Genomic DNA, 26,198 nt, shown 5'->3' on the forward strand with positions numbered 1-26,198 from the left:
GAGCGTGGTGAGGGATCGCCCAGGCGCGCGGCAGTGGCCGGATGAGGCCGGGCCGCTCCCCGGTGGTACTCCACCCAAGCGCCAGTCACGGCCCGCCGACCACTGTAATCGACGGCGGAGCGCTCCGGGGAGCCGGCGTCAGGTTCCCCCGTGGCCGCCCGGGGCCGGGGTGGGCGTGGGGGGCGTGGTGGCTTCCCATTGGCTGAGGATGCCGTCCCAGTCGTGCTGGGCGGTGGTGATGGCGCTGGGGTCCCAGGCGGCCGGAGAGGGCTGTTGACCTTGGTACACCTGATAGTCCTGGTAGCTCTGGTTGCCCTGGTAGTTCTGATAGCCCTGGTACTCCTGGTAGCCCCGGTACTCCGCGTTGTTCTGGTAGCCCGCGTACTGCTGCTGTTTCCAGGGTTCGTGCTCGTACGTCTCCCGTGCGGGCTGCGATGGTCGCTCGCGCCAGGTCAGATGAGGGGTCTCGGACTGCGGGGAGGACTGGAGGGTGGCCATCCGGCGGTGGCGGCCGATGCGGTCCTGCGGTGCGGTCTGCGGGGTCTGGCGGTTGTCGGCGGACAGCTGCTGGGCGCGGGCCACGAGGAAGCGGACGTCGAGACCGAGTTCGGTGGCCAGGGCCGTGAGGTCGACTCCGGTGTGCCAGCTGCTCATCAGGATCGCGTCCAGGGCCGGCGCCCAGGCCGACTCGGTGGACTGGGGCGGGGTGGCCTGGGCGGCGGGGGCCTGGGCCGGGGGCGCCTGCGGCGGGGCGGCTTGGGGTGGAGCGGGCTGGGGCGCTGCGGCCTGGAGCGGGCCGGTCGCCGGTGCTCCGATGTGGCCCGCCGGGGCCTGGCCGGGGGCGGCGGCCTGGCCCGCGGGGTGCGCGGCGGGGTGGACGCCGGTCTGCCCCGGCTGGTGAGCGGCGGCCGGCTGGGCGGGGGCCTGCTCCCGGGCGGCGGTGTGCTCGCCCGCGGGCGGCTGCTCGGTGGCGGGGTGGGCGGGCTGGGCGAGCAGGCTCTTGGCGACCGCGCGGGCGTCGTCCTTGCCCACCGTGCGGCGGGCCAGGCGCACTTCGCGCTCGTCCAGGCCGAGCAGGTCCGCCACCACCGCGTCGCTGCCCACGGTCACGGCGAAGGCGGCCAGCGTCCGGGACCGGCGGACCTCGGCCTCGTCGAGGAGTCCCTGCGTCCGGCGGACCTCGTCATCGCTGCTGCAAAACGCCTGTGCGAGTACCGCGTGGCGCTCCCACAACTCCCTCGGTTCCATGACTGCGACAACGTTCCTCCGTCCGGATTGGACTGCTTCCCGGCAATAGATCACTGCATGGGGTGATATTCGAGGGCGTTTCGCCCCCCACGGAAGGACGCATGTGCGGGGAGCCGCAAAAATACGCAGTGACCACAGGCCCCCAGGATCGTTTCAACGGCCATGAGCGCTCCTACCTCCGGCACCGTCGCAGGTCACGGACAGACTTCCCTCCCCCGGCCCGGCTCCATGCCCCGGTGGATCACCGCCGAGATCGCCCGGCAGACGCCCCTGTACGCCACTCTGGTGCGGACGTGGACGGAGCGCGCCGCCACGGTACCCGGGGTCGCCGACCCCGAATGGCAGCGGCTGGTCTCGTACCGCTGTTTCATGGAGGAGACCGAGAACGCACTGGCCGCCCTCCGGCCGCACCGCGCCCCCGACGTGCTGCCCGCGCGCCGCCCGGTCCCGGCCGCCCGGCCCGCCCGGCTCGACTCCTGAACCGGCCGGATCGCCCGGAGTACCGTTGAGTTGTCGAGATTTCCCGCTGTCCGGCTTCCGGGCCGACAGCGGCTTTGACCAGCGACGGAGCCCGGGTGAGCGCGAGGGATGACACGGACTTCGACCCGATCGGCGCGATCGGGCGGGTGACCGTCTCGATTCCGAGCGACGGACCGGGCGAGGTGCTGCTGCCCGTACGCGGCGGGACCGAGGCATTCGCCGCCTGGTCCCGAGAGCCCATCGCCCGCCATACGCAGGTCGTCGTGGTGGACCACACCTCGGCGCGGTCGGTGATCGTCGCGCCGCTGCCGGCCGCCTGACCCGGACCGGAGCCTACGGCCGAGCCGAGGGGTGCCTGCCGCGCGCCGCACCGTCACCGCCCGGAGCGCCCGAGGCCGGCCGCACCGGACCAGGAGCCTTGTGATGTTGTTCTGGCATGTTCCCGCGCCGAACGAGGCGCTGTTGATCTCCGGCTCGAAGCGCCGTGCGGGGGACGCGCAATTCCGTATCGTCACGGGCCATGGCTGCTGGGTCATGCCCGTCAAGCAGAAGGCGAGCGTGCTGTCGCTGTCGCTGCGGGAGGCGGAGATCTCCGAGGACTGCGTCACCCAGCAGGGCATCCGGCTCGCCGTCCGGGCGGTCGCGGTCTTCAAGGTCGGCGACGACTCCACGTCGATCGCCAACGCTGCACGGCGCTTCCTGAGCGAGCAGGACACCATGGAGGAGCTGGTGGGGCGGATCTTCGCCGGCCATCTGCGCTCGATCGTCGGCGGGCTGACCGTCGAGCAGATCATCCGGGAGCGGGACCGGGTCGCCCAGGAGGTCAAGGACGGCAGCCACTCCGAGATGGAGAAGCTCGGCATCGTCGTCGACGCCCTGCAGATCCAGGAGATCGGCGACACCTCCGGCTACATCACGAACCTGGCCGCCCCGCACGCCGCGGCGGTCGCCAGCGCCGCGCGGATCGCGGAGGCGAAGGCCGACCAGGAGGCGACCGAGCGGGAGCAGGAGGCGGCGGCGCTCAAGGCGAAGTACGAACGGGACACCGCGATCAAGCGGGCCGGGTTCCTCGCCGAGACCGAGCAGTACAACGCCAGTGCCGCCCAGTCCGGCCCGCTGTCCCAGGCCAGGGCCTCGCAGCAGGTCATCGAGGAGCAGACCGCCCTGGCCGAGCGGCAGGCCGCGCTGGCCGCCCAGCGCCTGGAGGCCGAGGTGCGCCGCCCCGCGGACGCCGAGGCCTACCGGCTGCGCACCCTGGCGGAGGCACGGCGCGACCAGGTCCGCTTCGAGGCGGACGCCCGTGCCTACACCGAACGCACCCTCGCCCAGGCACGCGCCGACGCCAACACCGCGCTCGCCGGCTCGCTCCGGGACGGCAACCAGGAGCTGATCGCCGCCAACCGCACCGTCGAGAACCTCCCGGCGCTGGCCCAGGCCGCCGCCGAGGGCATCGCCGGCTCCCGGCTGACCGTCCTCAACGGCACCGACGGCATCAACGAGATCGCCTCCGCCGTCGTCGGCCAGGGCCTGGCCATCCTCGACACCCTGAAGCAGGGGCCCGCCGCGGCGCCCGCCGCCGCCCCGTCCGCCGGCACTCCCCCGATGGCCGACGGGGACGGTTCCCTCCCGCAGCCGGTCGCGCCTCCCAGAAGGTGAGGGGCCGCAGGCGCGAAGATGCCCACAGCGGCGCACCGAGTGCGGCGACGTGCTCGGACGCGGCGACGTACCCGAACGCAGCCACCGTCCCCCTACCGCAGCGAACCGAAAGTGCCCGAGATGTCGAGACCACCGCTCCCCGAAGCCGCCGTCGCCATGCTGGCCAAGCCCAATCCCGCCGTCATCACCACACTGCGGCCGGACGGCCAGCCGGTCTCCACCGCCACCTGGTACCTCTGGGACGACGGCCGGGTGCTGGTCAACATGGACGAGGGCCGCAAGCGGCTGGCGCATGTCCGCCGCGATCCCCGGGTCACGCTCACGGTGCTGGACGAGGGCAACTGGTACACCCACCTCAGCCTCATCGGCCGGGTCGGGGAACTCCGGGACGACCAGGAGCTGGCCGACATCGACCGGCTGGCCCGGCAGTACCTCCGGCGGCCGTACCCGCAGCGCGACCGCCGCCGGGTCAGTGCCTGGATCGAGATCGACCGCTGGCACGGCTGGGGCAGCCTGAAGGACAGCGGCCAGGCGGGGTGAGCCCTCAGGGCGTGTCGGCTCCGCTCGTCTGCTGCAAATAGGCCGCGACATCGGCCACATCGTTCCCGATCGCCAGGACGCCGCCGATGTTCGCGCCCGCGGTCGAGGCGCCGTTGACGCCGGCGAAGAACACGTCGAAGCGGTCCGGGCCCGTCTCCAGATAGCCGGCCGTGGTCTCGGCGCCCACGGCCAGCCGGCCGTTGAGCGCGTCCCCGCCCGCCACAGTACCGGTCTTGGCGAAGACCTTGCCGCGTGACGGGCAGTCACGGCAGGAGTCGGCCAGGGTCCCGTCGACGCCCAGGATCGGCAGCGCGGTGCGGAAGCGCTCCGCGTCGGCGGTGCGCTGCCAGTACGTCAGGAGCTGGGCCACGGCCCGTGGCGTGGTCCGGTCGACCGGGTTGCCGCCCCGGCCGTCCGCGAGCTGGACGGCCCGGCGGTCCACCTTCGCACCGTCCAGGAAGGCGGCGAGCACGGGGAATCCGTCCTGGCAGTCGGCCTTCCCCCGGCTCACGGCCATCAGGCAGATCCCCAGGTTCGCGCCGAGGTTGTGGCTCACCTTGAAGATCAGCTCGGCGTACTCGGCGTACGGCGGGGAGGTGTACCGGGCCACGGTGGGCGCGCCCTGGTAGGAGCGCGGCAACCGGGTGGCGGGGTTGGGGCCGACGGCGGGGGCGGTGACCTCGACCCCGGCGCGCTTCAGCGCCTCGATCATCGCCGTCCGGCCGAAGGCGTTCGGGTCCTTGACGGGGGACACCCGCAGGACGGGGGCGGAGCCGGCGGCGATGGTGCCGGACAGCTGGATCCGGGTGCCGTCGGCGGAGGCCCTGACGGTGATATCGGTCGGCTGGCCGGCGGCGACGGTGCGGACCGAGGACGTGACCCGGTACGGCGCGACCTTCGGGCGCACCTCCAGGCCGGCCGGTGCGCCCGCTCCGCTGCCGGGGGAGGTCAGCAGATCGATGACGTTGTCGTTGATGATCAGTGGGGTGGGCGTCGGATCGAGCGTCGGGTCCGGGCGGAACAGCCTCGCGTCGATGACCACATCGCCCTCGACCCGGCGGATGCCCGCGGCCCGCACCTGCCGGGCGAGCTGGTCGACGCCGGCCAGCGGGTTCTGCGGGGTGAGGGTGGCGCCGGGGATGTCGTTGGCGTAGGTGTGGTCGATGGTGGTGAAGGCGACGGTGCCGTTCTTGCGCGTCCGGCCGCCGAGCGTCAGATCCCCCTGCGCGACCAGGTCGAGATCGCCCCGGAGCGTCGCGTTGCGGCGCTTGCCGACGGCGTGGACCGGCGTGACGAAGCGGTGGCCGCCGCCCAGGGTGTGCCAGGTGCCGCTGACGCCGAACAGTTTGGCCGTGGACCCGGGGAGGAAGAACTGATCGGCGTTGCGGGACCGGGTCACCTTTCCGGTCTGCTGGTTCTGCTGGAACAGGCCCCACTCGGCGTGCCGGTAGGCGGGCTTGCGCAGGACCGCGGTGATGCGCGGATCGAGGGTCTCGTGGTCCGTGGGGGTGGGCGGGGCCGCCTGGACGAGGCCGGTGAGGACGGCGCCGACGGCCACCAGGAGGGCCAGGGCGCGCACGGTGCGCCGGCGGTTCCTCCTGCACGCGACGGATGGTGACATAGGGACTCCACGAGGACGGATCGCGCGCGACGCCCCCGCCGGCCGGCGGCCGCCGGGGGTGGTCGCCGGATGCGGGAACGAGGGGCGGGACATCAGGGCGGGAGAGGACGCCGCGTCGCATCCGATGTGCCCCGGCGGTCGGCTCCGACACGCCCTGGCCACGCGGCAGTGGGCCCGGGAGGGGAGTTCCCGGGCCCACTGGGTGGACTACCTGGTGGGTGTCAGATGACCCCGAGCAGCCCGAGGCCGAGCAGGCCGTCTCTGCCCAGGCCGTAGGGGAAGCCGTGCGGGTGGAAGAGCTGGCGTCCGTACTCTTCGCCCTCCCTCTTGTTCCCCTTGCCCTTCTTGCCCTTGTGGTCCTTGCTCTTGCTGTGGCCCTTGCCGGCGGTGTGGTCCTTGCCGCAGTGCATATCGCACATGGCGCGCTGCATGCCGCTGGGGGACGCGGTGGCGGCGCCCGCTGCCGGCACGACCAGGACGGCCGCGGTCAACCCGGCCACTGCGAGGCCACGAGGGATCGAACGGAGCATGTTCCCACCTTCACTCGAATCTGCAGAAAAGGAATATCCTCTGCAAACGCGACGTTAGGGTGGGGTTTCACCCCGACGGTGGTGCCCCGCCGCGGAGTCACTGGAACGCAGCACGTCCGCCTCCTCCCCGCCATCCGGCAGGTTTTCCAGCAGGCTTCCCAGCGCGCCCGTGACGAGCGCGCAGACCGTGTCGGGGTCGGCGCTCGCCAGCGGTTCCTTGGCGACCACCACACGCATCAAGCCAATTCCCAGCAGCCAGGACAGCGCCAGATCGGCGCGAAGTCCGCCGTTTTCGGAGCGGGAGAGCGTGGCGAGCACGTCCGCGTACTCCTCCCCCAGCCCCCGCAGCGCGTCCCCGATCTCGTCGCTGCCGCCGATCGAGCGCAGGCAGACCTCCAGCGAACGATCGGATTCCGCGCCGCCGGCCAGCATGCCGCGCAGTGCGGTCTCGAACAGCCGGTCGGCCGGGGTGGTCCGCAGCTGCTCCTGCCCGCCGCGTGCCATTACCTCTCCGAACAGGGCCTTCTTCGAGCCGAAGTAGCGGAACAGCAGGGCCTGGTTGGCCCCGGCCCGGTCCGCGATGTCCCGTACCGTCGCCCGTTCGTAGCCGCGCTCCGCGAACAGTTCCGACGCCGCTTCGAGCAGACGCAGCCGGGTGCCCTGCGCATCCCTGCGGTGTGCGCCGGCCGTGCCGTGCTGCGGGGTCTCCCCCATCGTCTCGTCACACTCCTCTCTGTCGGACCGTCAGCATGACGGCCACATCACGTCGTTGACCGCCCCGAGGGAGCGGCCTACCTTTGTAAGCAGGTGCTTACACAAGGGAGGTCGCCGTGACCACAGCAGACACAGCACCCCTCTCCTACCCCTTCAATATCGCCGAGAGCCTTGAGTTGTCCGACGAGTACGAGCGCGCGCGCAATCGTCCGGGACTGCTGAAGGTACGGATGCCCTACGGCGAGCCGGCCTGGCTCGTCACCCGTTACGCCGAGGCCCGCTTCGTGCTCGGCGATCAGCGCTTCAGCCGCGCCGAGGGCGCGCGGCACGACGAGCCCCGGCAGTCCGAGGGCCGTCGCGACAGCGGCATCCTGGGCATGGACCCGCCCGACCACACCCGGCTGCGGGCGCTGGTGGCCAAGGCATTCACCGTCCGCCAGGTCGAAAAGCTCAGGCCGCAGGTGAAGCGGCTGACGAACGAACTCCTCGACGAGCTGGAGAACGCCGGACCGCCGGCCGATCTGGTGGACCGCTACGCGCTGCCCATCCCCGTCGCCGTGATCTGCCGGCTGCTCGGCGTCCCGACCGAGGACCGGCCGCGGTTCCGGGTGTGGAGCGACGCCGCCCTGTCGACCAGCTCGCTGACCGCCGAGGAGTTCGACGCCAACCTCGAAGAACTCCGCGGCTATATGGGCAGGTTGATCGAGGAGCACCGGCGGGCCCCGCAGGACGACCTGATGACCGCGCTCATCGAGGCCCGGGACGTCGACGACCGCCTGTCCGAGCTCGAACTCGTCGACCTGTGCGTCGGCATCCTCGTCGCCGGGCACGAGACCACCGCCACCCAGATCCCCAACTTCGTCCTCGCCCTGCTCGACCACCCGGACCAGCTCGCCCTCCTGCGCGAGCAGCCCGGTCTGATCGGCGGCGCGGTGGAGGAGCTGCTCCGCTTCGTCCCGCTGGGCAGCGGTGCGGGCCAGGCCCGCTACGCCAAGGAGGACATCGAGGTCGGCGGCACCCTGGTGCGGGCCGGCACCCCCGTACTGGTGGCGGTGGGCGCGGCCAACCGCGATGCGCTGCGCTTCGACGCGCCCGGCACGCTGGACATCTCGCGGGCGGGGAACCAGCACCTCGGCTTCGGCCATGGCGCCCATCACTGCCTGGGCGCCCCGCTGGCCCGCCTGGAACTCCAGGAGGCGCTCAGCGCCCTGATCACCCGGTTCCCGAAACTGCATCTGGCCGGCGATCCGGAGTGGAAGAGCCAGATGCTGGTACGCGGCCCGCGGGTCATGCCGGTGGGGTGGTGAGTGCGCCGATGACATGGAAAGTGGACATCGACCCGCACCAGTGCCTGGCGTCGGGCTCCTGCGCCGCCATCGCACCGGACCTCTTCGTCCTCGACGGTGCCCATGCCCGGCCGGTGAACGACCGGATCGAGGAGGACGAGCGCGCGCTGGACGCCGCCGACGTGTGCCCGGCCATGGCGATCACCGTCCGGCACGGGGAGGACGTCGTCGGGCCGCGGCCATAGTCGGGGAGCAGGGAGCGGGGAGCGGGGGCATGGGACGGGCCGCGGCCGTGGAGTGCGGCCGCGGCTCCGGGAGCGGCGCGGGGCGGGCGGTCGGCCCGCCGTGGCGCGGGGTGCGCCGGCGGGCCGTGATCGTCGGCGCGTGAGCGGGTTGCTCAGTGCCGGAATTTGTCCTTGCCCCGCTCCATCGCGTAATTCACTCTCCCCTTGACCCTTTCGGCCTTGCCTTTTCTCGCCAGGCTTGCGTTGCCCACTGCCTTGCCGACCGTTTCCTTGGCCTTTCCCTCGGCAATTTGGCCGATGCTCCTGGCTTTCTTTCCGATGCCCATGCCGTACTCCTAGAGGGTCATTCGGATGGTGGCAGCAGAGCTCCGAGAGGACCGGGATCCGCCTTCGGATCCCGTCTGGAAAGCTCGTATCCAGCGCAGAATCCCATCATACGGTCGCCCGGAAGCATCAGCATGGCTCCCGGGCGACCCGCCACACGACTGGAGCGGCCGTTTCCTCCGATATCGGGCAGTCTTGAGGTATGGGCATTCAGAATTCGGACCCGGACCGCACTTCCGGCCTCGGCCCTGTCGGCGGGGTACCACCCGGGGAGACCCCGCCGGGCGAGGGCAGCACGGGAGCGGAAACCGGCCCCCGCGACATACAGACGAAGGGCTGGGCCAAGGGCCCGGTCATCATCCTCGCCATCCTCGTCGTGCTCTGCGCGGTGTTCTTCATCGCCTATGCGGTGATCGTGGCGATGTGAGGGGGCACCCCAGAGGGGACGGCAGGGCATATCGCGAACTTGGTAATGGGATCTATTTTCACATAGCGTCGTGCAGGGCGGCCTGGTACTCCGCGACCTTCAACTGGCCGTCGCCGTCCCGGTCCAGCGCCGCGAAGGCCTGCTCCGCCTGGGCGTCCGAGAAGCCGGTCGCCCGCTGCAGGGCGGTGAACTCCGCACGGCTCACCACGCCGTCGTCGTCGGTGTCGGCCAGTGCGACCGTCGCGGCGATCGACGGCCACACCATCCGGCCGATCTCCCCCGACTCGCCGGCGCGGACGAACGCGGCGATGAACTGCTCCCGGTCCAGTCGCCCCTCGGCGTCGACGTTCGTCAGGGCGGCGAGCCGCTCGAAGATGTTGCGCATCCCGGCGTGCACCGCCTGCGCCTTGGGGGACTCCGGCGACTCGCCCGCGGCGTCGGCCATACGGCGCGCCCGCTCGGTGAAGTCCTGCGCGGTCAGGTAGCCGTCGCCGTCGGTGTCGTACAGGGAGAAACGGTGCTCGTACTCCGTGCGCAGCGCATCGGTGATCATGCGTCATCCCTTCTGAACATGGTGGCTCCCGGCGGAGCCCGGAGGGGCGGCCGATCACATGAGGGGCGATCACCGCCAAGTGCACACTAAGTGGCGATTCCCTGACCGACCGTCATCAACGTTCGCGATCACGCGACCGCGCCACGCCTGCCACCTCGGTGGCCGCATACCCGCCCCCGGGACGGCAACGGTGGCTCCCGGCTGATCCATCGGAGTGCACTGATCACGTGCCGGTCGGTTCGCTCCCCGACGAGCCCTGCTGCGCGGGCATACGGTGGTCGGCCGGAGCGGATGGCGACCATGACCACCGGACAGCGGCCAGACCGGGAGTAGCGATGCGCCTCACCCAACTCACCGGGGAGTCGGCCGAGTACCTCGGCGCCCGCGAGGAGCTGCGACAGGCCGAGATCGAGCTGATGCGCCATCGTGAGCGCGTCGCCGACCTGCGCCGCCGGCTGCCGCCGGGCCCGGTCGTCGACGACTACGCGTTCGAGGAGGGCCCCGCCGATCTGGAGGCCGGCGACGCGCCGGCGCGGACCGTGCGCCTGGGCGAGCTGTTCACCGGGCCCGGGCGCGACCTGGTCGTCTACCACCTGATGTACGGCAAGCGGCAGACCGAACCGTGCCCCATGTGCACGATGTGGTGCGACGGGTTCAACGGAGTGGCCCGCCACCTGGCGCAGAACGTCGACCTGGCGATCGTCGCCGCAGCCGACCTGCCCACGCTCCGCGCGCACGCCCGCAATCGGAAGTGGACGAATCTGCGGCTGCTCAGCGCCGGGTCCGGCACCTTCAAGTACGACCTGGGCAGTGAGGACGCCGAGGGCAACCAGGACTCGACGGTGTCGGTGTTCACCCGCGACGACGACGGGGCGGTGCGCCACTTCTACTCGGCGCACCCCCGGATGTCCGACGACATCGACCAGCGAGGCATCGACCTGCTCAGCCCCGTATGGCACCTCCTCGACCTCACCCGCAAGGGCCGGGGCGACTGGTTCGCCGCGCTGGACTACTAGGGAGTGCCGCTTCCCGGCAGGTCCGGCAGGCCGCGGGGGGCGCCCTGCCCGTCACGGGGGGGCGCCCTGCCAGTCGCGGGGGGCGTCTTACAGCTTGTGCACGAGCTGGATCAGGTTGCCGCAGGTGTCGTCCAGAACCGCGGTCTTGACCGTGCCCATCGCCAGCGGCTCCTGGGTGAAGCGCACCCCGAGCCCGCGCAGCCGGTCGAACTCCGACTGGACGTCGTCCACGGCGAAGGAGGCGGCCGGGATGCCGTCCTGGACCAGCGCCGACTTGTATGGCGGCACGGCGGGGTGGCCGGAGGGCTCCAGCAGCAGTTCGGTCCCGTCGGGGGCCTCCGGAGAGACCACGGTCAGCCATCGGGCCCCACCGCCCAGCGGGATGTCGTGCTTCTTCACGAAGCCCAGGACGTCGGTGTAGAAGCCCAGGGCCTTGGCCTGGTCGTCGACGAAGACGCTGGTCACATGGATTCTCATGGGCTGCTCTCCGGTGCGTCGGGCCTGCGCCATCGGGTCATGACGCGCTCAAGGGGTTCGATGTTCAGGTCGTGGAACTTGTAGCGGCCTTCACGCCGCGAACGGACCAGATCCGCGGATTCGAGTACGGCCAGATGCTGGCTGACCGCCTGGCGGGACAGCCCCAGGCCGTGCTTGGTCACCAGCCGTGTGCATATCTCGAACAGGGTCTGGCCGTCCCGTTCCACCAGCTCGTCAAGGATGCGCCGACGGGTGGGGTCGGCCAGCGCCTTGAAGACATCCTCCGACATGACCCCACCATAGGCAAGCGGAGACTTGCCTATCAAGGCGGGCGCCGGCCGGCCTCGGTGCCGGTCGGGCGGCGCCCGCGTGGCAGGGTGGAGGCATGTGCGGAAGATACGTCTCCACCCGGCGTCCGCAGGATCTCGCGGCCACGTTCGACGTCGCCCGCTGGGATCCCGACCAGGCGCTGGATCCGAGCTGGAACGTCGCCCCGACCGACCAGGTGTGGTCGGTGCTGGAGCGCGTCGAGCGCGACACCGGCGAGATCACCCGGCAGCTGCGACCGCTGCGCTGGGGCCTGGTGCCGTCATGGGCGAAGAGCCCGAACGTCGGCGCGAAGATGATCAACGCCAGGGTGGAGACCGTCGCGGAGAAGCCGGCCTACCGCCGGGCCTTCGCCAAGCGACGGTGTCTGCTGCCGGCCGACGGCTTCTACGAGTGGCAGGCGATCGCCGCGACCGGGACCGCCAAGGCCCGCAAGCAGCCGTACTTCATCAGCCCCGAGGACGGGCAGGTCATGGCGCTCGCCGGCCTCTACGAATTCTGGCGCGACCCCGACGCCGGCGACGACGAGGCCCCCGGGGCATGGTGGACGACCTGCACCCTCATCACGACCGAGGCCACCGACGCCGCCGGACGCGTCCACCCGCGCATGCCGCTGGCCATCGCCCCCGACGACTGGAGCACCTGGCTCGACCCCGCCCACCACGACGCCGATGAGCTCCGCGCGCTGCTGGCGGCCCCGGCCGCCGGGCACCTGGACGCCCGGGCGGTGTCCACCGCGGTCAACAACGTACGCAACAACGGCCCCCATCTGCTGGACGACGCCGACGCCGGTCAGGTCTGAGGCCGGGACGGGCGAGGGGGCGCCGCGCCGGACAGCCCTTAGCGGAACGTTCTGCGGTAGGTGTGGGGGCTGACGCCGGTGGTGCGTTTGAAGCGGTCGCGGAAGGTGGTGGGCGAGCCGAAGCCGACCTGGGTGCCGATCCGCTCGACGGAGTGGTCGGTGGTCTCCAGCAGGTGCTGGGCCTGCCGGACGCGGGCGCGGTGCAGCCACTGGAGCGGTGTGCTGCCGGTCTGCTCGCTGAAGTGCCGCAGCAGGGTGCGGGTGCTCAGACCGGCGCGGGTGGCGATGTCCGCCAGGGTGAGGTCGCGGGCGATGTTGTCCTGGAGCCAGGCCAGGAGGGGTTCGAGGGTGGCGCCGCGGGGTGTGGGCGGGTGCTGCTGGACGATGAACTGGGCCTGGCCGCCCTCGCGTTCCAGCGGCATGACCGACAGCCGGGCGGCGTCGGCGGCGACCGCGGAGCCGTAGTCCCGGCGGATCATGTGCAGGCACAGGTCCAGGCCCGCGGCCCCGCCGGCGGAGGTCAGGATCTGCCCGTTGTCGACGTACAGCACGTCCGGGTCGACCTCGATGTCCGGGTAGGCGGCGGCGAGCCGGGCCGCGCCGATCCAGTGGGTGGTGGCACGCAGCCCGTCGAGGAGTCCGGCGGCGGCGAGGACGAAGGTGCCCACGCAGATCGAGGCGATTCGGGTGCCGTCGGCGGCGGCCTGCACGAGGGCCTGCCGGACGGCGGGTGACAGGGAGCCGGATTCGTCGGTCGTGCCGGGGACGACGATCGTGTCGGCGTCGCGCAGCGCTTCCAGGCCCCAGGGCGCGCGCAGGGTGAACGCCCCCGCGTCGACCTCGGGCCGCTCGGCGCAGACCCGCACCCGGTAGCCGGCCCGGCCGTCGGGCAGCCGGCTGCGGGTGAAGACCTCGATGGGGGTGGAGAGGTCGAAGGGGATCACCTGATCCAGGGCGAGGACGGCGATGGTGTGCATGGCGGCAATGTACCGGGCCGCCGGGTTCTCGCCGGGGCGGGTGAGGCGTCATGAGGTGCGGCGGGGTAGGGATCGGAGCCGGCCCCGTGGTCGGCCCGTGTGCCGGTCGCGCGCTGTGACGGCATTCCCGGTGGTCGGCGGCGGAACGGTTGGCGATATCCCGTTGAAGGTTGTCGATCTCGCTACTGGGGGCGTACGAGGGCACTGACTACCGTCGAGGGCGATCAGGGGTGAGACCACCCGTTAAGCGGCAAAAGGGAATGACATGCATGCTCAGCTCGTCCTGTTCGACGGCTTCGATCCGCTCGACGTCATAGCCCCCTACGAGGTCCTCTACGCCGGCGGTATCGCGTCCGGCGGTGCCGTGACCGTCGAACTCGTATCGGCGGAAGGTCCGCGCGAGGTCGTCAGCGGTATCGGCGGCCTGACGCTGAAGGCGACCGCCCATCTGGCGCCGGAGCGGGCCGACTTGGTCCTGGTCCCGGGCGCGGCGGGCCGGGTGGGCGACGCGGGTGACGCGCCCGGCGGCGACAGCATCCGGCCGGTGCTGGCCCGTGCCGTGGCGACCGGGTTGCCCCGTCTGCTCAAGGCGGCGATGGACGACTCCGGGGTGACGGTGGCCACCGTATGCGGCGGCTCGCTCGTACTGGCCCTGGCCGGGCTCCTGGAGGGGCGCCGCGCCACCACCCACCACCAGGGGACGGACCTGCTGGAGGCGGCCGGCGCGACCGCGGTGGCGGCCCGGGTCGTCGACGACGGCGACCTGGTCACCGGTGCGGGCGTCACCTCCGGGCTGGACCTCGGCCTGTATCTGCTGGAGCGCGAGATTGGGCCCCAAGTCGCCCACGCCGTTGAGCAGTTGTTCGCCCATGAGCGCCGAGGCGTGGTGTGGAGCGACCGCGGCCCCGCGCCCGTCGCCCTCTGAGGGCGCGCCATGACCAAGCTCCTGCTCTCCCTGCACGTCCTGGCCGCCCTCGTCGCCGTCGGACCGGTGACCGTCGCCGCCAGCATGTTTCCCCCCACCGTCCGGCACGCCCGGGCGACCGGTCCCGACGCCGCGGCGCTCGGTACGGTCCGGCTGCTGCATCGCATCTGCCGGGTCTACGCCGGAGTCGGCCTGGCGGTCCCGGTGTTCGGGTTCGCCACGGCCGGCAGCCTCGGCGTCCTCGGGGACGCCTGGCTCATCGCGTCGATCGTGTTGACCGCGGCGGCGGCCGGCGTCCTCGCACTGCTCGTCCTGCCCCGCCAGGACGCGCTCCTGGAACAGCTCGGCGGGGCGGCCGACTCGGTCGCGGCCGGTGCCACGGGCCGGCTGGCCATGCTCACCGGGGTCTTCAATCTGCTGTGGGCCGCGGTGACCGTGTTGATGATCATCCGTCCCGGTTCGACGACGGGGGTGTGAGCGTGGAGCGTCCGCACCAGGCACTGCGGATCGCCGCCGCCGTCGAACTGGGCACCCTCGCGGTGATGGTGGCCAACCTCGCCACCGCGCATCTGCCGGCGGTCTCCTCCCTGACCGGCCCCACGCACGGCTGCGCCTATCTGTTCACCGCCGTCGCCGTGGCCCGTGCCCCGCGGCGCACACCGCGCACGATCGCCGTGTCGCTGGTCCCCGGCATCGGCGGCTGCCTCGCCCTGCGCAGGCTCGCCCGGCCCGGGAAGGGGCCGAACACGGCGGGCCCCGCCACGGAAGCGGCCGTCAGACGAGGACGGCGAGCAGCAGAGGGAGCACCAGGGTGGCGGCGACCGCGCCGGCCGATGCGAGTGCGCGGCGCACGGTGCGCCAGCGCAGGGTCCAGGGGAGAGCGCCGGAGAGCAGGGCCAGGCCCGCACCGGCGAGGTAGAGGTAGGGGGCGCTCACCAGCGGGACGGTGATGCCGGCAGGGCAGTGGTCCGGGCCGCAGGAGTCCGTGGCCATCGTCGCGAAGCAGTAGAGGAAGAAGCCGGGAATCCAGAGCGACGCGAGGTAGGCCACCGCGATCGCGGACGGGCACCACCACTGCGGATCGCGGGCCCGCCGCATCGGCGGGGGAACGCTCGGCGCCCGGAACGCGGTGGCGGTTGCCGCGTACTGCCGGGCGAAGGGCTCCGATGCCGCGGCGTGCGGGGCGCGTTGCGGTGGTGGAGCGGTCGCATCGGTCATGGCAGCGAGTCAACGCGTCCATGACGCCCGCCGCCATCGGGCGGCGTACTCAGCCGCGTGGGGGCGGGTACTCACTCCTCGGCCTTGCGTGGCGGTGCGTCGCGGCGGGGCGGGAAGAGCCGGTCGAGGTGGTGGTCCAGGACCGCGGCGGCGGACTCCGGTGTGCGGTGGCCGACCAGGATGCTGGTGCCGAGGCCGGCGGCCATGGCGAGCAGACCGATCGCTTCGATGCGTGCGTCCATGCCGGGCGGGGTGAGGTGGGCCTGCTGCGCCTGTTGGAGCAGGCCGGTCACGGCGTCCTCGGCCGCTGCGGGGTTGTCGGTGAAGGGCTGCCCGGCGAGCGCCTGGTCGGTGACGGACAGGATGGCGTACGACGTGTAGACGAGGTGGAAGCCGATGCCTGCCTCGTCGGTCGGCAGCGACGCCTTCAGCACGGCCTCGATCGCCACCCGCGGCCCGGGATCGTCCCCGGCGGCGCGCACCCGGGCGGTGACCCGTTCGCCGAACCGCTCGGTCAGGTGCTGCAGCCCGTAGAGCAGCAGCTTCTCCTTGGTCTGGAAGTAGTACTGCACCAGCCGCAGCGACACCCCCGCCTCCGCCGCCACATCGCGCATCCCCACGGCGTGGAGTCCGCACCGCCCGGCGACCCGGACGAGCGCCTCGGCGATCTCGGTACGTCGTTCTTCGTGGTCCACCCGCTTCGGCATCGGCCGCTTCTCCGCTCTGGGTTCGCTCGGTCTGGGCCCGGTCGGGCACCTTCATGGTACGGCCGTACCATCATGGTGATACCGTCGTACCATAAAGATGGACGCTCCAGGAGGTAGTCGCCGTGCCCGAGACCATGACCCGCGCCCGGACCGATGTCGGCCGCTATGTGAGCGATGCCTTGCGTGACCGCTACTTCGCGGCCTGCGACGCGGTCTTCGCCCTGGGGGCGCCCGCCAGCGAGGAGTTGGACGTGGAGACCGCCTTCGGCACCACGCACGTCTACCGCTACACCCCCGCGGACCCCGTCGCCGCCTCGCGCACCCCGGTGGTGCTGGTGCACGGGGCGGGCTCCTGCTCCGCCATGTGGTACCCGAACACCGCCGCGCTCAGCGCCGAACGGCCGGTCTACGCACTCGACACCCCGGGCGACCCCGGGCGCAGCGAGCAGCGCGAGTCCCTCCACCAACCCGAGCGCGCCGCACAGTGGTTGGACGAGGCGCTCGCCGGACTCGGCCTCGACCGGGTGCATCTGGTCGGCTCCTCCTACGGCGGATGGCTCGTGCTGAACCAGGCGCACCGCAGGCCCGGCCGCCTCGCCTCGGTCATCCCGCTCGACCCGGGCGGGCTGGAGAAGGTCGGCCTGCGCTTCTTCACCTGGATCTTCGTCAGCCTCTTCGCGACCTTCGCGCCCAAGGCGTGGCGCCCGCGGCTGGCGGCCTGGCTGGAGCAGCCGGTCCTCGTCGTGCCGGAGCTGCGCGCGATGGTCCGGACGGGGGTGCGCGCCTACCGCATCCGCCGCCCGGCTCCGCTCCCGCTGTCCGAGGACGAACTGCGCACCATCCGCACCCCGCTCTACCTGGTGCTCGGCAAGCGCAGCCTGCTGGTGCACCCGCAGCGGCAGCTGGAGCGCGTGCCCCGCCTGATACCGGGAGCCCGCGCCGAGATCGTCTCCGCCACCGGCCACGGACCGCAGATCGACCATGCGGAGGAGGTCAACCAGCGGATGCTGCACTTCATGGACACGATCGATTGATGAGGTGTCGGATCTCGCGGCCCCGCCCGGTGCGTCGGGCGGGGCCGGGTGTTCACACCACGCCCTGGGCGAGCATCGCGGTGGCCAGGCGGGTGAAGCCGGCGATGTTGGCACCGAGCACATAGTTGCCGGGGGCGCCGTAGCGCTCCGCGGTCTGCCGGCAGGTGTCGTGGATCGTGCGCATGGCGAGGGCGAGCCGCTCGGCCACGTGAGGGGAACTCCAGCTCTCCCGACGGGAGTTCTGCTGCATCTCGAAGGCGCTGGTGACCACACCGCCGGCGTTGGCGGCCTTCCCCGGGCCGAAGGCCACTCCGGCACCGTGCAGCACGCGGACGGCGTCGGGGGTGGTGGGCATGTTGGCGCCCTCGGACACCACTGCGACGCCGTTGCGCACCAGCGTCGCCGCGGCATCGGCGTCCAGTTCGTTCTGGGTGGCCGAGGGCAGCGCGACATCGCAGGGGACGTCCCAGACCCGGCCGCCGGGGACATAGACCGCGCAGCTGCCCCGGCGCTGTGCGTACGCACTGATCCGGCCGCGTTCGATCTCCTTGATCTGGCGCAGGAGTCCGACGTCGATGCCCTTCTCGTCCACCACGCAGCCTTCGGAGTCGGAGGCGGTGACCACCTGGGCTCCCAGGTCCTGGGCCTTGGCGATGGCGTGCAGGGCCACATTGCCCGAGCCGGACACCGCGACCCGCCGGCCGTCCAGATCCTCGCCCAGGGTGTGCAGCAGTTCGGCGGCGAACAGCACGTTCCCGTATCCGGTGGCCTGCGCACGCAGCGCGGATCCGCCCCATTCGCGGCCCTTGCCGGTGAGCACGCCGGACTCCCAGCGGTTGGTGAGGCGCCGGTACTGGCCGAAGAGGAAGCCGATCTCCCTGGTGCCCACCCCGATGTCGCCGGCCGGGATGTCGGTGTGCTCGCCGATATGGCGGTGGAGTTCGGTCATGAAGGACTGGCAGAAGCGCATGACCTCGCGGTCGGAGCGGCCTCGTGGGTCGAAGTCGCTGCCGCCCTTGGCACCGCCGAGACCGAGTCCGGTGAGGGAGTTCTTGAACACCTGCTCAAAGCCCAGGAATTTGACGATGCCGAGGTTCACGGAAGGGTGGAAGCGCAGACCGCCCTTATAGGGGCCCAGCGTGCTGCTGAACTCCACCCGGAATCCCCGGTGGACGAGGGTGGTGCCGAAGTCGTCCTGCCAGGGGACCCGGAACATCACCTGCCGTTCGGGTTCGGTGATGCGCTCGATCAGGCCCGGCTCGGCGAACTCCGGATGGGCGGCCAGGGCCGGTGCGAGGGAATCCAGGACCTCGCGCACCGCCTGATGGAATTCCCCTTCCCCGGGATTGCGTTGCCGGACGGTGTCATAGAGCCTTTCGAGGTGCGGAATTCGGCTGTCGGGGGACGTGGCGACGGGTGCGCGGTACGGCATTCAATCTCCGCGGTCACAGGCGTGGGAGGGGTGGTGAGCGGAGCGGGCTCCGTCGGGGGAGGGATCGCCCGGCGGCGGTCCCGGCCGGAAGGCGAGCACCGCGTTGTGTCCGCCGAAGCCCGCGGAGTTGCTGAGCGCCAGGCGGATCTCCTGCCGGCGGGGCCCGCCGCTGACCAGGTCCAGCCCGCGGGACTCCGGTTCGGGCCGCTGGAGGTTGGCGATGGGCGGGACGAGTCGGTGCTTGGCCGTCAGCACGGTCAGGGCGGCCTCGATGGCGCCCGCCGCCCCCATGGTGTGGCCGATGACGCCCTTGGCGGAGGTCACCGACGGGGAGTCGGCGCCGAACAGCTTGTGCACGGCGGCGGCTTCGGTGCGGTCGTTGAGGGGAGTGCCGGTCCCGTGCGCGTTGAGGTGGTCGACCTCGTGCGGGGCCGCCCCGGCGGTCCGTACCGCCTGCTCCATGGCCCGCCGGAGCCCGTGCCCCTCGGGGTCGGGGGCCACCTGGTGGTGGGCGTCGGCGGTCAGGCCGTAACCCGCGAGCCAGCCATGCACCGGGGCGCGCCGGGCGGCCGCGTCGGTGTCCCGCTCCATGACCAGGATGCCCGCCCCTTCGGCCAGGACGAAGCCGTCGCGGGCGGCGTCGAAGGGCCGGGAGGCGGCGGCCGGGCAGCCCTGGCGCCGGGAGAGCGCGCCCATCCTGGCGAAGGCGGTGGCACACAGCGGTGTGACCATGGCGTCGGACCCGCCGGCGACCGCGATATCGCAGGCGCCGGTGCGCAGCAGCACCGCCGCCAGGGCGATGGCGGTGGCGCCGGACGCACAGGCCGTGGCGGTGTGCAGCACCGCGCCGTGGGCCCGCAGCTCGATCGCCAGTTGCCCCGCGGCCATGTTGGGCAGGAAGCCGGGCAGGGTGAGCGGTGAGACCGACCGGGGGCCGGTGTGCAGCAGCTTGCGCGACTGCTCCTCGTAGGTCCGCACTCCCCCGGCCGCCGAGCCGAGGACGACCGCGACCCGGGAGCCGTCCCATACGGCCGGGTCCAGTCCGGCGTCGGCGACGGCTTCCCCGGCGGCCGCCAGCGCGAACTGGGTGAACCGGTCGTACCTCCAGGGCCGGGCTCCGGGCACCCGTATCCGCGGATCGAAGCCGGGCACCCGGCAGGAGAAGGAGACCGGGAGGCCGGCCAGTGCGGGGTCCTCCGCCGCGGTGCCCCGCCCCGCGCAGACGCCGGCCCAGGTCTGCGCGGTGCCGGCGCCGGCGGGCGTGACCAGCCCGATGCCGGTGACGGCGAGTTCCTCGTTCCCGGTGCGACCGCTCACCGGGGGTCTCCGCAGTCGGACGGTGCGCCGGCCGCGGACAGCTGTGCGTCGACGCTCCGGGCGAGCTGTTCCAGCGTCAGGCCGGCGGCTGCGTCGTCCTCGTCCAGGGGGATCTGGAAGTGCTCCTGGAGCGTGACGTACAGCTCGACGACGGCGAGCGAGTCGAGTTCGAGGCCGGCCAGTGTGCTGTCGGGCCGCATGGCGTCGGCGTCGACCTCGAACTTGTCCGCCAGTACGGTCACGAGGTGGTCGTAGACACTTTCCATGGCTGCTTCCTCCGGTGCGCGGGGTGGGTGGTGGTGCGGGTGGTGGTACGAGGTTCGGGTTCATGCGCCCAGGGCAGCGAGGAGGGCCAGTTCAGCGCGATCGAGCCCCAGGTCAGTCCGCCGCCGAAGGCGGTCAGCAGGGTGCGCGTCCCGGGGCGGACGAGCCTGCGGCGGGCGGTGTCGGCGAGGGCCAGCGGGATGGAGGCGGCGGCGGTGTTGCCGACGTCGCGGATGTTGCCGAAGCGGTGCCGCCGGGCGATGCCCACCCGGTCGGCGACCGAGTCGAGGATGCGCTGGTTGGCCTGGTGGCCGATGAACGCCCCGACGCTGTCGGGCGGCCAGCCGGCCCGACCCAGCACCGCCAGCGACGATTCGGTCATCCGGCGGACGGCCTGCCCGTACACCTCGCGCCCGCTCATCCGGAAGTAGCGGTCCTCGCGGCAGAGATGGCGCGAGGTGTCGGGCTGGCGGCAGCCGCCGGCGGCGATGGCGATGAGGTCGCTGCCCCCGCCGTCGGAGCCCCAGTCGACGGCGGCGACCGCGCCCGGCTCGGCACGGTCCCCGGCACGCAGCAGGACCGCCCCCGCACCGTCGCCGAAGATCACCGCGGTGTCCCGGTCCAGCGGGTCGATGATGCTGGAGTACTTCTCGGCGCCGATCACCAGCGGCCGGGCGCAGACCCCGGTGCGGACCAGTGCGGTGGCGACGGTGACGCCGTAGACGAAGCCGGAGCACACGGCCGCCAGGTCGAAGGCGGGGACCGTGCCCAGGCCGAGCCGGTGGGCGACCTCGGGGGCGGTGGCCGGGCAGCGGCGGTCCGGGGTGGTGGTGGCGACCAGGACCAGGTCCGGACGGGCACGCGCGGAGGCCTGCGCGGCCCGGCCGGCGGCCACCGCCAGGTCGCCGGTGCTCGTACCGTCCTCGGCGGCCCGGCGTCGGACGATGCCGGTGCGGGAGCGGATCCACTCGTCGGTGGTGTCCAGCACACCACGTCGCTTGACGTCTTCGTTGGAGAGCACGCGTGGGGGCAGACAGGTCCCGATGCCGTGGATCACGGCGGTGGGGCTCACCTTGGTCATGGTCGGCAGTCCTCAGGTCGCGGGATGGTCGGGTCAGGCGGCGAACGGGGAGGGGGGCTTGGGGATTCCGGCCAGCCCGCCGTCGGGGACGCAGGCGCCGCCGTCGAGCACCAGCGCCTGGCCGGTGAGGTAGGACGCGGCGGGCGAGGCGAGGAAGAGCGCGGCGCAGGCCACCTCGTGCGGCTCGGCCCAACGGCCCAGCGGGACATGGGCCATCAGCCAGTCGGACAGCGGCCCCGTGGAGTAGGCGAACGCGGTCATGTCCGTACGGGTCCAGCCCGGGCACAGCGCGTTGACCCGGATGCCCTCGCGGGCCCAGCCGACCGCGAGGCTGCGGGCCAGCGAGATCTGCGCCGCCTTGGACGCCGCGTACGCCTCCATCCTCGGTGCCCCCACCACACCGGCGAGGGACGACATCAGCACCACGGCGGCGCGCGGCGAGGCGGCCAGGTGGCGGTGCGCGCGCCGGCACAGGGCGGCGCTGGCGTTGAGGTTGACCGACAGCACCCGGTTCCAGTCGTCCTGGTCGGAGTCCTCCAGCGGGTCCAGGGTGGGGCTGCCGTCGGGCCGGGAGGGGAGGATGCCCGCGTTGTGGACCACGACGTCGAGCCCGCCGAGCTGGGCCGCGGCGTCGTCCACCACGGTGTCCGCGGCCCCCGGCTCGGCGAGGTCGCCCGGTACGAGGGCCACGGTGCGCCCCTCCTCCGCGACGAGTTGGGCGGTCTCCTTCAGCGCGGCCGAGGTCCGGGCGGACAGCGCCAGGTCGGCGCCGGCCTGGGCGAGCGCGACGGCCACGGCCTTGCCGATGCCTCGGGAGGCGCCGGTCACCAGGGTGCGGGCGCCGTCCAGCCGGAAGGGGGCGAGTGAGGTCATCAGGAACTCCTTTGCACAGCGGGGGTAGGGGCGGGCGGTGCGGCGGTGTGCGGGGTACGGGCCGGCGCTATCCGGATGGCCGGGGCTCCGGTCCAGGTCAGCAGGGCGCTGCCCCAGGTCACTCCGGCGCCGAAGACGGCGAGCAGGATCCGGCCGCCGCGCGGCAGCAGACCGCGGGAGGCGGCGGTGGCCAGGGCGTACGGGGCGCTGGCGGCACCGATGTTGCCCACCTCGTCGCCGACGATGACCAGCCGCTCCGGCGGGATGCCGATGCGCTCGCCGAGGCCGCGCAGCAGTACCGGGTTGGGCTGGTGGGTGATGTAGGCGTCGATGTCCTCCAGCCGGAGCCGGTTGCGGACCAGGGCCTCGCCGACCAGCTGCGGAAAGATCCGGGCGATGAAGTCGCGGACCGCTCGGCCGTCCATGTGGATGTGGTGCCGGTGCGCGCCGAGCGTGGCGGGGCTGGCGGGGATGCGGCTGCCGCCGGCGGGGATGAGCACGTGGTGGGCGCCGGTGCCGTCGGAGCCGAGGCGGAAGTCGGCGAATCCGCCGCCGTCCGGGACCGGGCCCAGGATCGCGGCGGCCGCACCGTCGGCGAAGAGCACCGCGGTGCCGCGGTCCGCGGGGTCGATGAACTTGGAGTACGCCTCGACGCCGACGACGGCCGCGTACCGGGCGAGGCGGTTGCCACGGAGCCAGTCGTGGGCGACCCGGGCCGCGAACAGCCAGCCGGCGCAGGCCGCGCTGACGTCCAGCGCCACCGCGTGGCGGGCGCCGGTCAGGGCCTGGACCCGGCAGGCGGTGGAGGGGCCCAGCTCGTCGGGGGTGGAGGTGGCCACGATCAGCACGTCGACCTGGTCGATGTCGATGTCGGCGGCGGCCACGGCGGCCCGCACCGCGGCCGCCGCGAGATCGGAGGCGGCCTCTGCCGGGTCGGCCACATGCCGGGTGTGCACACCGGTGCGCCGGCTGATCCACTCGGGTGTGACGCCCGCCGCCGCCGCGACCTCCTCGTTGGTCCGGGTGGTGCGGGGCAGATAGGTGCCCATGCCCACCACACCGATACGGGGCGCCTTCGGGCAGGTGTGGCTCATGACGGCCTTTCCGATCGCGGGTGGAGGGACTCGGTCAGGGCCGCGGCGTAGTCGTCCGCACCCAGAGGGGCGGGCGGCGCACCGCCCTCGGCGCTCATGGCCTCCTCCAGCAGGGGGAGATGGGGCAGCAGCCGGTCGCACAGGCCGTCCAGCACCCCGGGCAGCGCCCGCACCGCGGCGGCGCTCAGTACACCGGTGGCCTGGAGGCGGCCGGCCAGGCGGCGCGCCTCGACCGCCCCGTACAGCGCCGCCAGCGGGCGCAGCACCGCCAGCAGTCCGGGGTCGTCGACCGCCCCGAGGGCACCGGCCAGGCTCTCGGCGACGAGCCGGCTCCCGTACGCCTCGCCGAGTTCGCGGGCCGCGTCCAGCAACGGGTTCCACAGCTCCAGGCCCGCGCGTCCGGCCTGGGTCCGCTGTTCCAGCGTCCGGTGCAAGTCCCCTGCCAGCCGGGCCTCCTGGGCCCGGGTGACCGCCGGCCACCACGCGGGGTGGTCCGCGGGGACGGCGGGGGCCGGTGCGGTGCCCCCGCCGCGGCCGGCGGCGTACCGGACGTGATGGGCGCCCTCCGCCGCGAGGGCCCGGCCGGCGTCCAGCAGGATCAGCTGGCTGTCGCCGCCGGCGCTGTCGAAGGCGTGGGCGAAGCCGTGGTACCCCGCCAGCAGGTTGGGCTGCAGAAAGCCCGCGACCCCGCAGCGGTGCTGGCACTCGGCGGCCACCCGGGCGGTGCCGCTCACGGTGAGCGCCTTGAGGACCGCGAGGGGGCGGTCGACCGCGGTCCACGGTGCGAAGGTCATCCCGTCCACCCGGCCCCCGGTCGCGGTGTGGCGGGCGGCAACTGCGCGCGATCTGGTCCAGATCTCGCGGGCGGTCCGGCCGGCGCAGGTCAGGGCGAAGGACTCGGCCAGGGAACCGAGCAGCGCGTGCTGCTGGTTGCGATAGGTCAGCACGCTCGCGCCCGGGGCCAGCCGGCCGTGGGCCCGCCGGTGCGTGGAGAAGCGCAGCGCCTGTACCGCGCACTCCCGGGCCATGGCGGCCATCGCCGAGGGCAGCGTGGCCCACAGGACCTGCCCCACGCACAGGGTCCGCTGGAGCCGGGCGTCCGCGCTGCCGAGCGGATCGTGGAACGCTCCCGCGGCGTCGATACGGGCGCGGTCCCTGAGCCACTGCTCGTGGCGCAGCCGTACGCCGTGGAAGCGCACCAGCGCGTAGTCCATCGGCAGGGCGGGCAGCTCGACGCTGCGGGAGATCTCCACCCCCGGCAGCGGACCGTGCTCGTCGGTGAGGTCCACCACGAAGGAGAACACCCCGCGGTCCGCCCCGCCGGCCAGCACCCGTGCGCACACCACGGCCGTCTGCGGCATCCGCGAGGAGCCGACACCGGAGAACTTGGCCGCCCCCGCGTCGGGCGTGCTGAGCCGGAACTCCCTGGTGTGCGGGTCGAATTGGGCGGTGGTGCGGATGCCCAGGTGGCTGCTGGCGTCGCCGATCTCCGTCACCAAGAACACGCCCTTGGCGCGGGCGCTCGCCAGCGCCTCCCACTGGCTTCCGAGGCGGGCCGGGTCGTCCGACAGCGCGATGACCGAGCCCAGGCAGAGCGCGTAGTGGGAGAGGGTGGCCATGTACAGCGGCGGGTCGGCGACCGCGACGCATTCGCTGAGCAGCGCCAGCCGCCGGGGGTCGGACAGCAGCTCGGCGGGTGGCGGCAGGGTGTCGGCGAGCCGGCGCAGCCGCCGGTGGATGCGGTGGGCGCGCTCCTCGGAGTCCGCGGGCGGGGGTTCGTCGGGGGCCGTCAGGGCGGCGCGCAGTCGGCCGCGCAGCGGGTCCGGGGACGTCCCGTTGATCAGGTCGTGCAGTTCACCGCGTGGCGGCAGGCGTGTGGCCATCGGGACGGCTCCAAGTGGCGGTGGGGGGACCGCCGGTCGGTGTGGTGGCCTGGGCGGCGGGCGGCCAGGGGAATTCGGGATCGGCGAGGGGTGCGTGGGCGGTCGCCGCGGCGGGCGGCAGGGTGTGCCGGGCGTTGCGGGTCAGCGCGCGACCGGTTCCCGCCTCCAGGAGCAAGGCGGGGCGGCGGGTGGCGAGTTGGTGCAGCACCTTGGGCAGCCGTGCGGGGCGGATCAGGCAGTTCGCCAGTCCGCGGTGCACATCGTCGCCGGGCCCGTAGGGGCCGCCGTGGACGGCGGAGAGCACCGGCATCCGGGCGGGTCGGGCGGCGAATTGCCGGATGGCGGCCGCGAAGGCGTCCGCCGGTCCGGTCAGCGACGGGTGGTGGGAGGAGAACGGCAGCCGCAGCCGGGAGGCCGGCAGCCCCTGCCGCCGGGCGAGTTCCTCCAGGGCCGCAAGGGCCGGCAGGGAGCCGCTGACCACGCACTCGCCGGGGTCGTTCACGCAGGCCAGGGCCAGTTCCGGGGACCCGGCCTCGCGCAGCAGCGCATGGGTGCGGCACTCCGCGGCGCCGATCAGCGTCAGCCCGCCCGGGCAGCGCGTCAGCTGCTGTGCCAGCAGGCAGGCGATCCGGGCTCCGGCGGCGAGGTCGAAGACGCCGGCCGCGGTCAGCGCCGCGATCTCCCCGAAACTCACCCCGAGGACCTGGTCGGGCGCCCTCCCGATGGCGCACAGTGCGCGGTGGACCGCCATCGAGGAGCAGAACAGGGCGAGTTGGGCGGTGCCGACGGGGGCGGCGGCGAGGTCGCGGCCGCTGGGGGGCGAGTCGCCGAGCAGCGGCCGCGCAAGGGGCGCGATGCCGAACTCCCGGCCCGCTTCCGCCACTTCGCCGAACACCTCGGCGACCGCCGTGCGTACGCAGTCGTGTGCGCGGGCGGCCCGGACGAGCGGGCTGACGGCGAAGTCGCCCTGTCCCGGAAAGAGATGGACGATCTGGCGAGATGACGTCTCGCTTTCTCTCGGGTAAACGCCGATGGCATGGCGCATATTCACCGCTCCTTTCCATTCCGCGGTGACCTCCCCTTGATTGAACAGCGAACTTTGGCGGGGATGGCGATGCCGCGATACACAAAGATGTTGAAAGGCGTG

31 protein-coding genes and 1 riboswitch are annotated in these 26,198 nt (G+C 72.8%); of the genes, 12 read left to right on the forward strand and 19 right to left on the reverse strand.

Features of this window, described 5'->3' with window-relative positions:
* Positions 1-10 precede the first annotated feature (10 nt).
* A riboswitch (ZMP/ZTP riboswitch) is annotated at positions 11-99 on the reverse strand.
* Between the two features lie 39 nt (positions 100-138).
* Positions 139-1,248: a hypothetical protein gene (locus ACZ4NB_RS00965; protein WP_467657437.1), complete on the reverse strand. Its 1,110-nt coding sequence runs from the start codon at positions 1,246-1,248 to the stop codon at positions 139-141.
* A gap of 162 nt (positions 1,249-1,410) precedes the next feature.
* On the opposite strand from ACZ4NB_RS00965, the gene ACZ4NB_RS00970 reads away from it, so the two are divergent.
* The 4 genes from ACZ4NB_RS00970 to ACZ4NB_RS00985 all read left to right on the forward strand — a co-directional run bounded on the left by ACZ4NB_RS00970 (position 1,411) and on the right by ACZ4NB_RS00985 (position 3,924).
* Positions 1,411-1,728, forward strand: a complete 318-nt coding sequence (locus tag ACZ4NB_RS00970; protein ID WP_467657439.1) for a hypothetical protein — start codon at positions 1,411-1,413, stop codon at positions 1,726-1,728.
* A 95-nt stretch (positions 1,729-1,823) separates the two neighbouring features.
* Positions 1,824-2,048, forward strand: coding sequence for a hypothetical protein (locus ACZ4NB_RS00975; protein ID WP_384439282.1), 225 nt, complete (start codon positions 1,824-1,826; stop codon positions 2,046-2,048).
* Positions 2,049-2,151: 103 nt separating this feature from the next.
* Positions 2,152-3,384: an SPFH domain-containing protein gene (locus tag ACZ4NB_RS00980; protein ID WP_467657440.1), complete on the forward strand. Its 1,233-nt coding sequence runs from the start codon at positions 2,152-2,154 to the stop codon at positions 3,382-3,384.
* 120 nt (positions 3,385-3,504) lie between these two features.
* Positions 3,505-3,924 (forward strand): PPOX class F420-dependent oxidoreductase, encoded by a 420-nt coding sequence (locus ACZ4NB_RS00985; RefSeq protein WP_467657442.1) that lies wholly within the window; start codon positions 3,505-3,507, stop codon positions 3,922-3,924.
* A gap of 4 nt (positions 3,925-3,928) precedes the next feature.
* Here ACZ4NB_RS00985 and dacB read toward each other — a convergent pair whose 3' ends face one another.
* The 3 genes from dacB to ACZ4NB_RS01000 form a co-directional block, all read right to left on the reverse strand.
* Entirely contained in the window at positions 3,929-5,503 is a 1,575-nt protein-coding gene (dacB, locus tag ACZ4NB_RS00990) for a D-alanyl-D-alanine carboxypeptidase/D-alanyl-D-alanine endopeptidase (RefSeq protein WP_467657443.1), read from the reverse strand.
* A gap of 263 nt (positions 5,504-5,766) precedes the next feature.
* Positions 5,767-6,075 carry a hypothetical protein gene (locus tag ACZ4NB_RS00995; RefSeq protein WP_467657444.1) on the reverse strand — a complete coding sequence of 103 codons (309 nt, stop codon included), beginning with the start codon at positions 6,073-6,075 and terminating at the stop codon, positions 5,767-5,769.
* Positions 6,076-6,129: 54 nt separating this feature from the next.
* Positions 6,130-6,789, reverse strand: a complete 660-nt coding sequence (locus tag ACZ4NB_RS01000) for a TetR/AcrR family transcriptional regulator (protein WP_467657445.1) — start codon at positions 6,787-6,789, stop codon at positions 6,130-6,132.
* Between the two features lie 116 nt (positions 6,790-6,905).
* On the opposite strand from ACZ4NB_RS01000, the gene ACZ4NB_RS01005 reads away from it, so the two are divergent.
* Together ACZ4NB_RS01005 and ACZ4NB_RS01010 are read left to right on the forward strand one after the other, a co-directional pair.
* Entirely contained in the window at positions 6,906-8,096 is a 1,191-nt protein-coding gene (locus ACZ4NB_RS01005) for a cytochrome P450 (protein ID WP_467657446.1), read from the forward strand.
* 8 nt (positions 8,097-8,104) lie between these two features.
* Positions 8,105-8,320: a ferredoxin gene (locus ACZ4NB_RS01010; protein ID WP_467657447.1), complete on the forward strand. Its 216-nt coding sequence runs from the start codon at positions 8,105-8,107 to the stop codon at positions 8,318-8,320.
* 152 nt (positions 8,321-8,472) lie between these two features.
* Here the strand turns inward: ACZ4NB_RS01010 and ACZ4NB_RS01015 are convergent, their stop codons facing one another.
* Positions 8,473-8,646, reverse strand: a complete 174-nt coding sequence (locus ACZ4NB_RS01015; protein WP_467657449.1) for a CsbD family protein — start codon at positions 8,644-8,646, stop codon at positions 8,473-8,475.
* Positions 8,647-8,846: 200 nt separating this feature from the next.
* Here ACZ4NB_RS01015 and ACZ4NB_RS01020 point away from each other — a divergent pair, with 200 nt between their 5' ends.
* Entirely contained in the window at positions 8,847-9,071 is a 225-nt protein-coding gene (locus ACZ4NB_RS01020; RefSeq protein WP_467657450.1) for a DUF6480 family protein, read from the forward strand.
* Between the two features lie 58 nt (positions 9,072-9,129).
* Here ACZ4NB_RS01020 and ACZ4NB_RS01025 read toward each other — a convergent pair whose 3' ends face one another.
* A complete protein-coding gene (locus ACZ4NB_RS01025; protein ID WP_467657451.1) occupies positions 9,130-9,624 on the reverse strand; it encodes an EF-hand domain-containing protein in 495 nt (164 codons plus the stop codon).
* A 335-nt stretch (positions 9,625-9,959) separates the two neighbouring features.
* On the opposite strand from ACZ4NB_RS01025, the gene ACZ4NB_RS01030 reads away from it, so the two are divergent.
* Positions 9,960-10,640 carry a DUF899 family protein gene (locus ACZ4NB_RS01030; RefSeq protein ID WP_467657453.1) on the forward strand — a complete coding sequence of 227 codons (681 nt, stop codon included), beginning with the start codon at positions 9,960-9,962 and terminating at the stop codon, positions 10,638-10,640.
* An 87-nt stretch (positions 10,641-10,727) separates the two neighbouring features.
* Here the strand turns inward: ACZ4NB_RS01030 and ACZ4NB_RS01035 are convergent, their stop codons facing one another.
* Entirely contained in the window at positions 10,728-11,117 is a 390-nt protein-coding gene (locus ACZ4NB_RS01035; RefSeq protein ID WP_467657454.1) for a VOC family protein, read from the reverse strand.
* The gene (locus ACZ4NB_RS01040; protein WP_467657455.1) at positions 11,114-11,407 is read right to left on the reverse strand and encodes an ArsR/SmtB family transcription factor; all 294 of its coding nucleotides are present in this window, start codon (positions 11,405-11,407) and stop codon (positions 11,114-11,116) included. The genes ACZ4NB_RS01035 and ACZ4NB_RS01040 overlap by 4 nt, the downstream gene beginning before the upstream one ends.
* 95 nt (positions 11,408-11,502) lie before the next feature.
* On the opposite strand from ACZ4NB_RS01040, the gene ACZ4NB_RS01045 reads away from it, so the two are divergent.
* The gene (locus ACZ4NB_RS01045; protein WP_467657457.1) at positions 11,503-12,246 is read left to right on the forward strand and encodes an SOS response-associated peptidase; all 744 of its coding nucleotides are present in this window, start codon (positions 11,503-11,505) and stop codon (positions 12,244-12,246) included.
* Between the two features lie 38 nt (positions 12,247-12,284).
* Here the strand turns inward: ACZ4NB_RS01045 and ACZ4NB_RS01050 are convergent, their stop codons facing one another.
* Entirely contained in the window at positions 12,285-13,223 is a 939-nt protein-coding gene (locus ACZ4NB_RS01050; protein ID WP_467657458.1) for a GlxA family transcriptional regulator, read from the reverse strand.
* A 265-nt stretch (positions 13,224-13,488) separates the two neighbouring features.
* Here ACZ4NB_RS01050 and ACZ4NB_RS01055 point away from each other — a divergent pair, with 265 nt between their 5' ends.
* The gene (locus tag ACZ4NB_RS01055; protein WP_467657459.1) at positions 13,489-14,148 is read left to right on the forward strand and encodes a DJ-1/PfpI family protein; all 660 of its coding nucleotides are present in this window, start codon (positions 13,489-13,491) and stop codon (positions 14,146-14,148) included.
* Positions 14,149-14,157: 9 nt separating this feature from the next.
* Positions 14,158-14,625 carry a hypothetical protein gene (locus ACZ4NB_RS01060; RefSeq protein ID WP_467657461.1) on the forward strand — a complete coding sequence of 156 codons (468 nt, stop codon included), beginning with the start codon at positions 14,158-14,160 and terminating at the stop codon, positions 14,623-14,625.
* A gap of 297 nt (positions 14,626-14,922) precedes the next feature.
* On the opposite strand, the gene ACZ4NB_RS01065 is transcribed toward ACZ4NB_RS01060, so the two are convergent.
* Together ACZ4NB_RS01065 and ACZ4NB_RS01070 are read right to left on the reverse strand one after the other, a co-directional pair.
* Positions 14,923-15,366, reverse strand: coding sequence for a hypothetical protein (locus ACZ4NB_RS01065; protein WP_467657462.1), 444 nt, complete (start codon positions 15,364-15,366; stop codon positions 14,923-14,925).
* A 71-nt stretch (positions 15,367-15,437) separates the two neighbouring features.
* A complete protein-coding gene (locus ACZ4NB_RS01070) occupies positions 15,438-16,073 on the reverse strand; it encodes a TetR/AcrR family transcriptional regulator (RefSeq protein ID WP_467657463.1) in 636 nt (211 codons plus the stop codon).
* 122 nt (positions 16,074-16,195) lie between these two features.
* Between ACZ4NB_RS01070 and ACZ4NB_RS01075 the strand changes: the two genes are divergently transcribed.
* On the forward strand, positions 16,196-17,107 hold the full coding sequence (locus ACZ4NB_RS01075; RefSeq protein ID WP_467657465.1) for an alpha/beta fold hydrolase: 912 nt from the start codon (positions 16,196-16,198) through the stop codon (positions 17,105-17,107).
* Positions 17,108-17,159: 52 nt separating this feature from the next.
* Here ACZ4NB_RS01075 and gdhA read toward each other — a convergent pair whose 3' ends face one another.
* From gdhA to ACZ4NB_RS01115, 8 genes are read right to left on the reverse strand one after another with little or no spacing between them, the layout of a single operon-like run.
* A complete protein-coding gene (gene gdhA / locus ACZ4NB_RS01080) occupies positions 17,160-18,539 on the reverse strand; it encodes an NADP-specific glutamate dehydrogenase (protein ID WP_467657466.1) in 1,380 nt (459 codons plus the stop codon).
* On the reverse strand, positions 18,540-19,856 hold the full coding sequence (locus ACZ4NB_RS01085; RefSeq protein ID WP_467657467.1) for a beta-ketoacyl-[acyl-carrier-protein] synthase family protein: 1,317 nt from the start codon (positions 19,854-19,856) through the stop codon (positions 18,540-18,542).
* Positions 19,853-20,122 carry an acyl carrier protein gene (locus ACZ4NB_RS01090; RefSeq protein WP_467657468.1) on the reverse strand — a complete coding sequence of 90 codons (270 nt, stop codon included), beginning with the start codon at positions 20,120-20,122 and terminating at the stop codon, positions 19,853-19,855. Before ACZ4NB_RS01090 ends, ACZ4NB_RS01085 begins: the two co-directional genes overlap by 4 nt.
* A complete protein-coding gene (locus ACZ4NB_RS01095; protein ID WP_467657470.1) occupies positions 20,095-21,201 on the reverse strand; it encodes a beta-ketoacyl-ACP synthase III in 1,107 nt (368 codons plus the stop codon). The genes ACZ4NB_RS01090 and ACZ4NB_RS01095 overlap by 28 nt, the downstream gene beginning before the upstream one ends.
* A gap of 33 nt (positions 21,202-21,234) precedes the next feature.
* Positions 21,235-22,074 (reverse strand): SDR family NAD(P)-dependent oxidoreductase, encoded by an 840-nt coding sequence (locus tag ACZ4NB_RS01100; RefSeq protein WP_467657471.1) that lies wholly within the window; start codon positions 22,072-22,074, stop codon positions 21,235-21,237.
* Positions 22,074-23,168 carry a 3-oxoacyl-ACP synthase III family protein gene (locus ACZ4NB_RS01105; protein ID WP_467657472.1) on the reverse strand — a complete coding sequence of 365 codons (1,095 nt, stop codon included), beginning with the start codon at positions 23,166-23,168 and terminating at the stop codon, positions 22,074-22,076. Before ACZ4NB_RS01105 ends, ACZ4NB_RS01100 begins: the two co-directional genes overlap by 1 nt.
* Positions 23,165-25,051: an acyl-CoA dehydrogenase family protein gene (locus ACZ4NB_RS01110; RefSeq protein ID WP_467657474.1), complete on the reverse strand. Its 1,887-nt coding sequence runs from the start codon at positions 25,049-25,051 to the stop codon at positions 23,165-23,167. The genes ACZ4NB_RS01105 and ACZ4NB_RS01110 overlap by 4 nt, the downstream gene beginning before the upstream one ends.
* The gene (locus tag ACZ4NB_RS01115) at positions 25,023-26,096 is read right to left on the reverse strand and encodes an ACP S-malonyltransferase (RefSeq protein ID WP_467657475.1); all 1,074 of its coding nucleotides are present in this window, start codon (positions 26,094-26,096) and stop codon (positions 25,023-25,025) included. Before ACZ4NB_RS01115 ends, ACZ4NB_RS01110 begins: the two co-directional genes overlap by 29 nt.
* Positions 26,097-26,198 lie beyond the last annotated feature (102 nt).

The organism is Streptomyces sp. NPDC026575 (assembly GCF_055567415.1).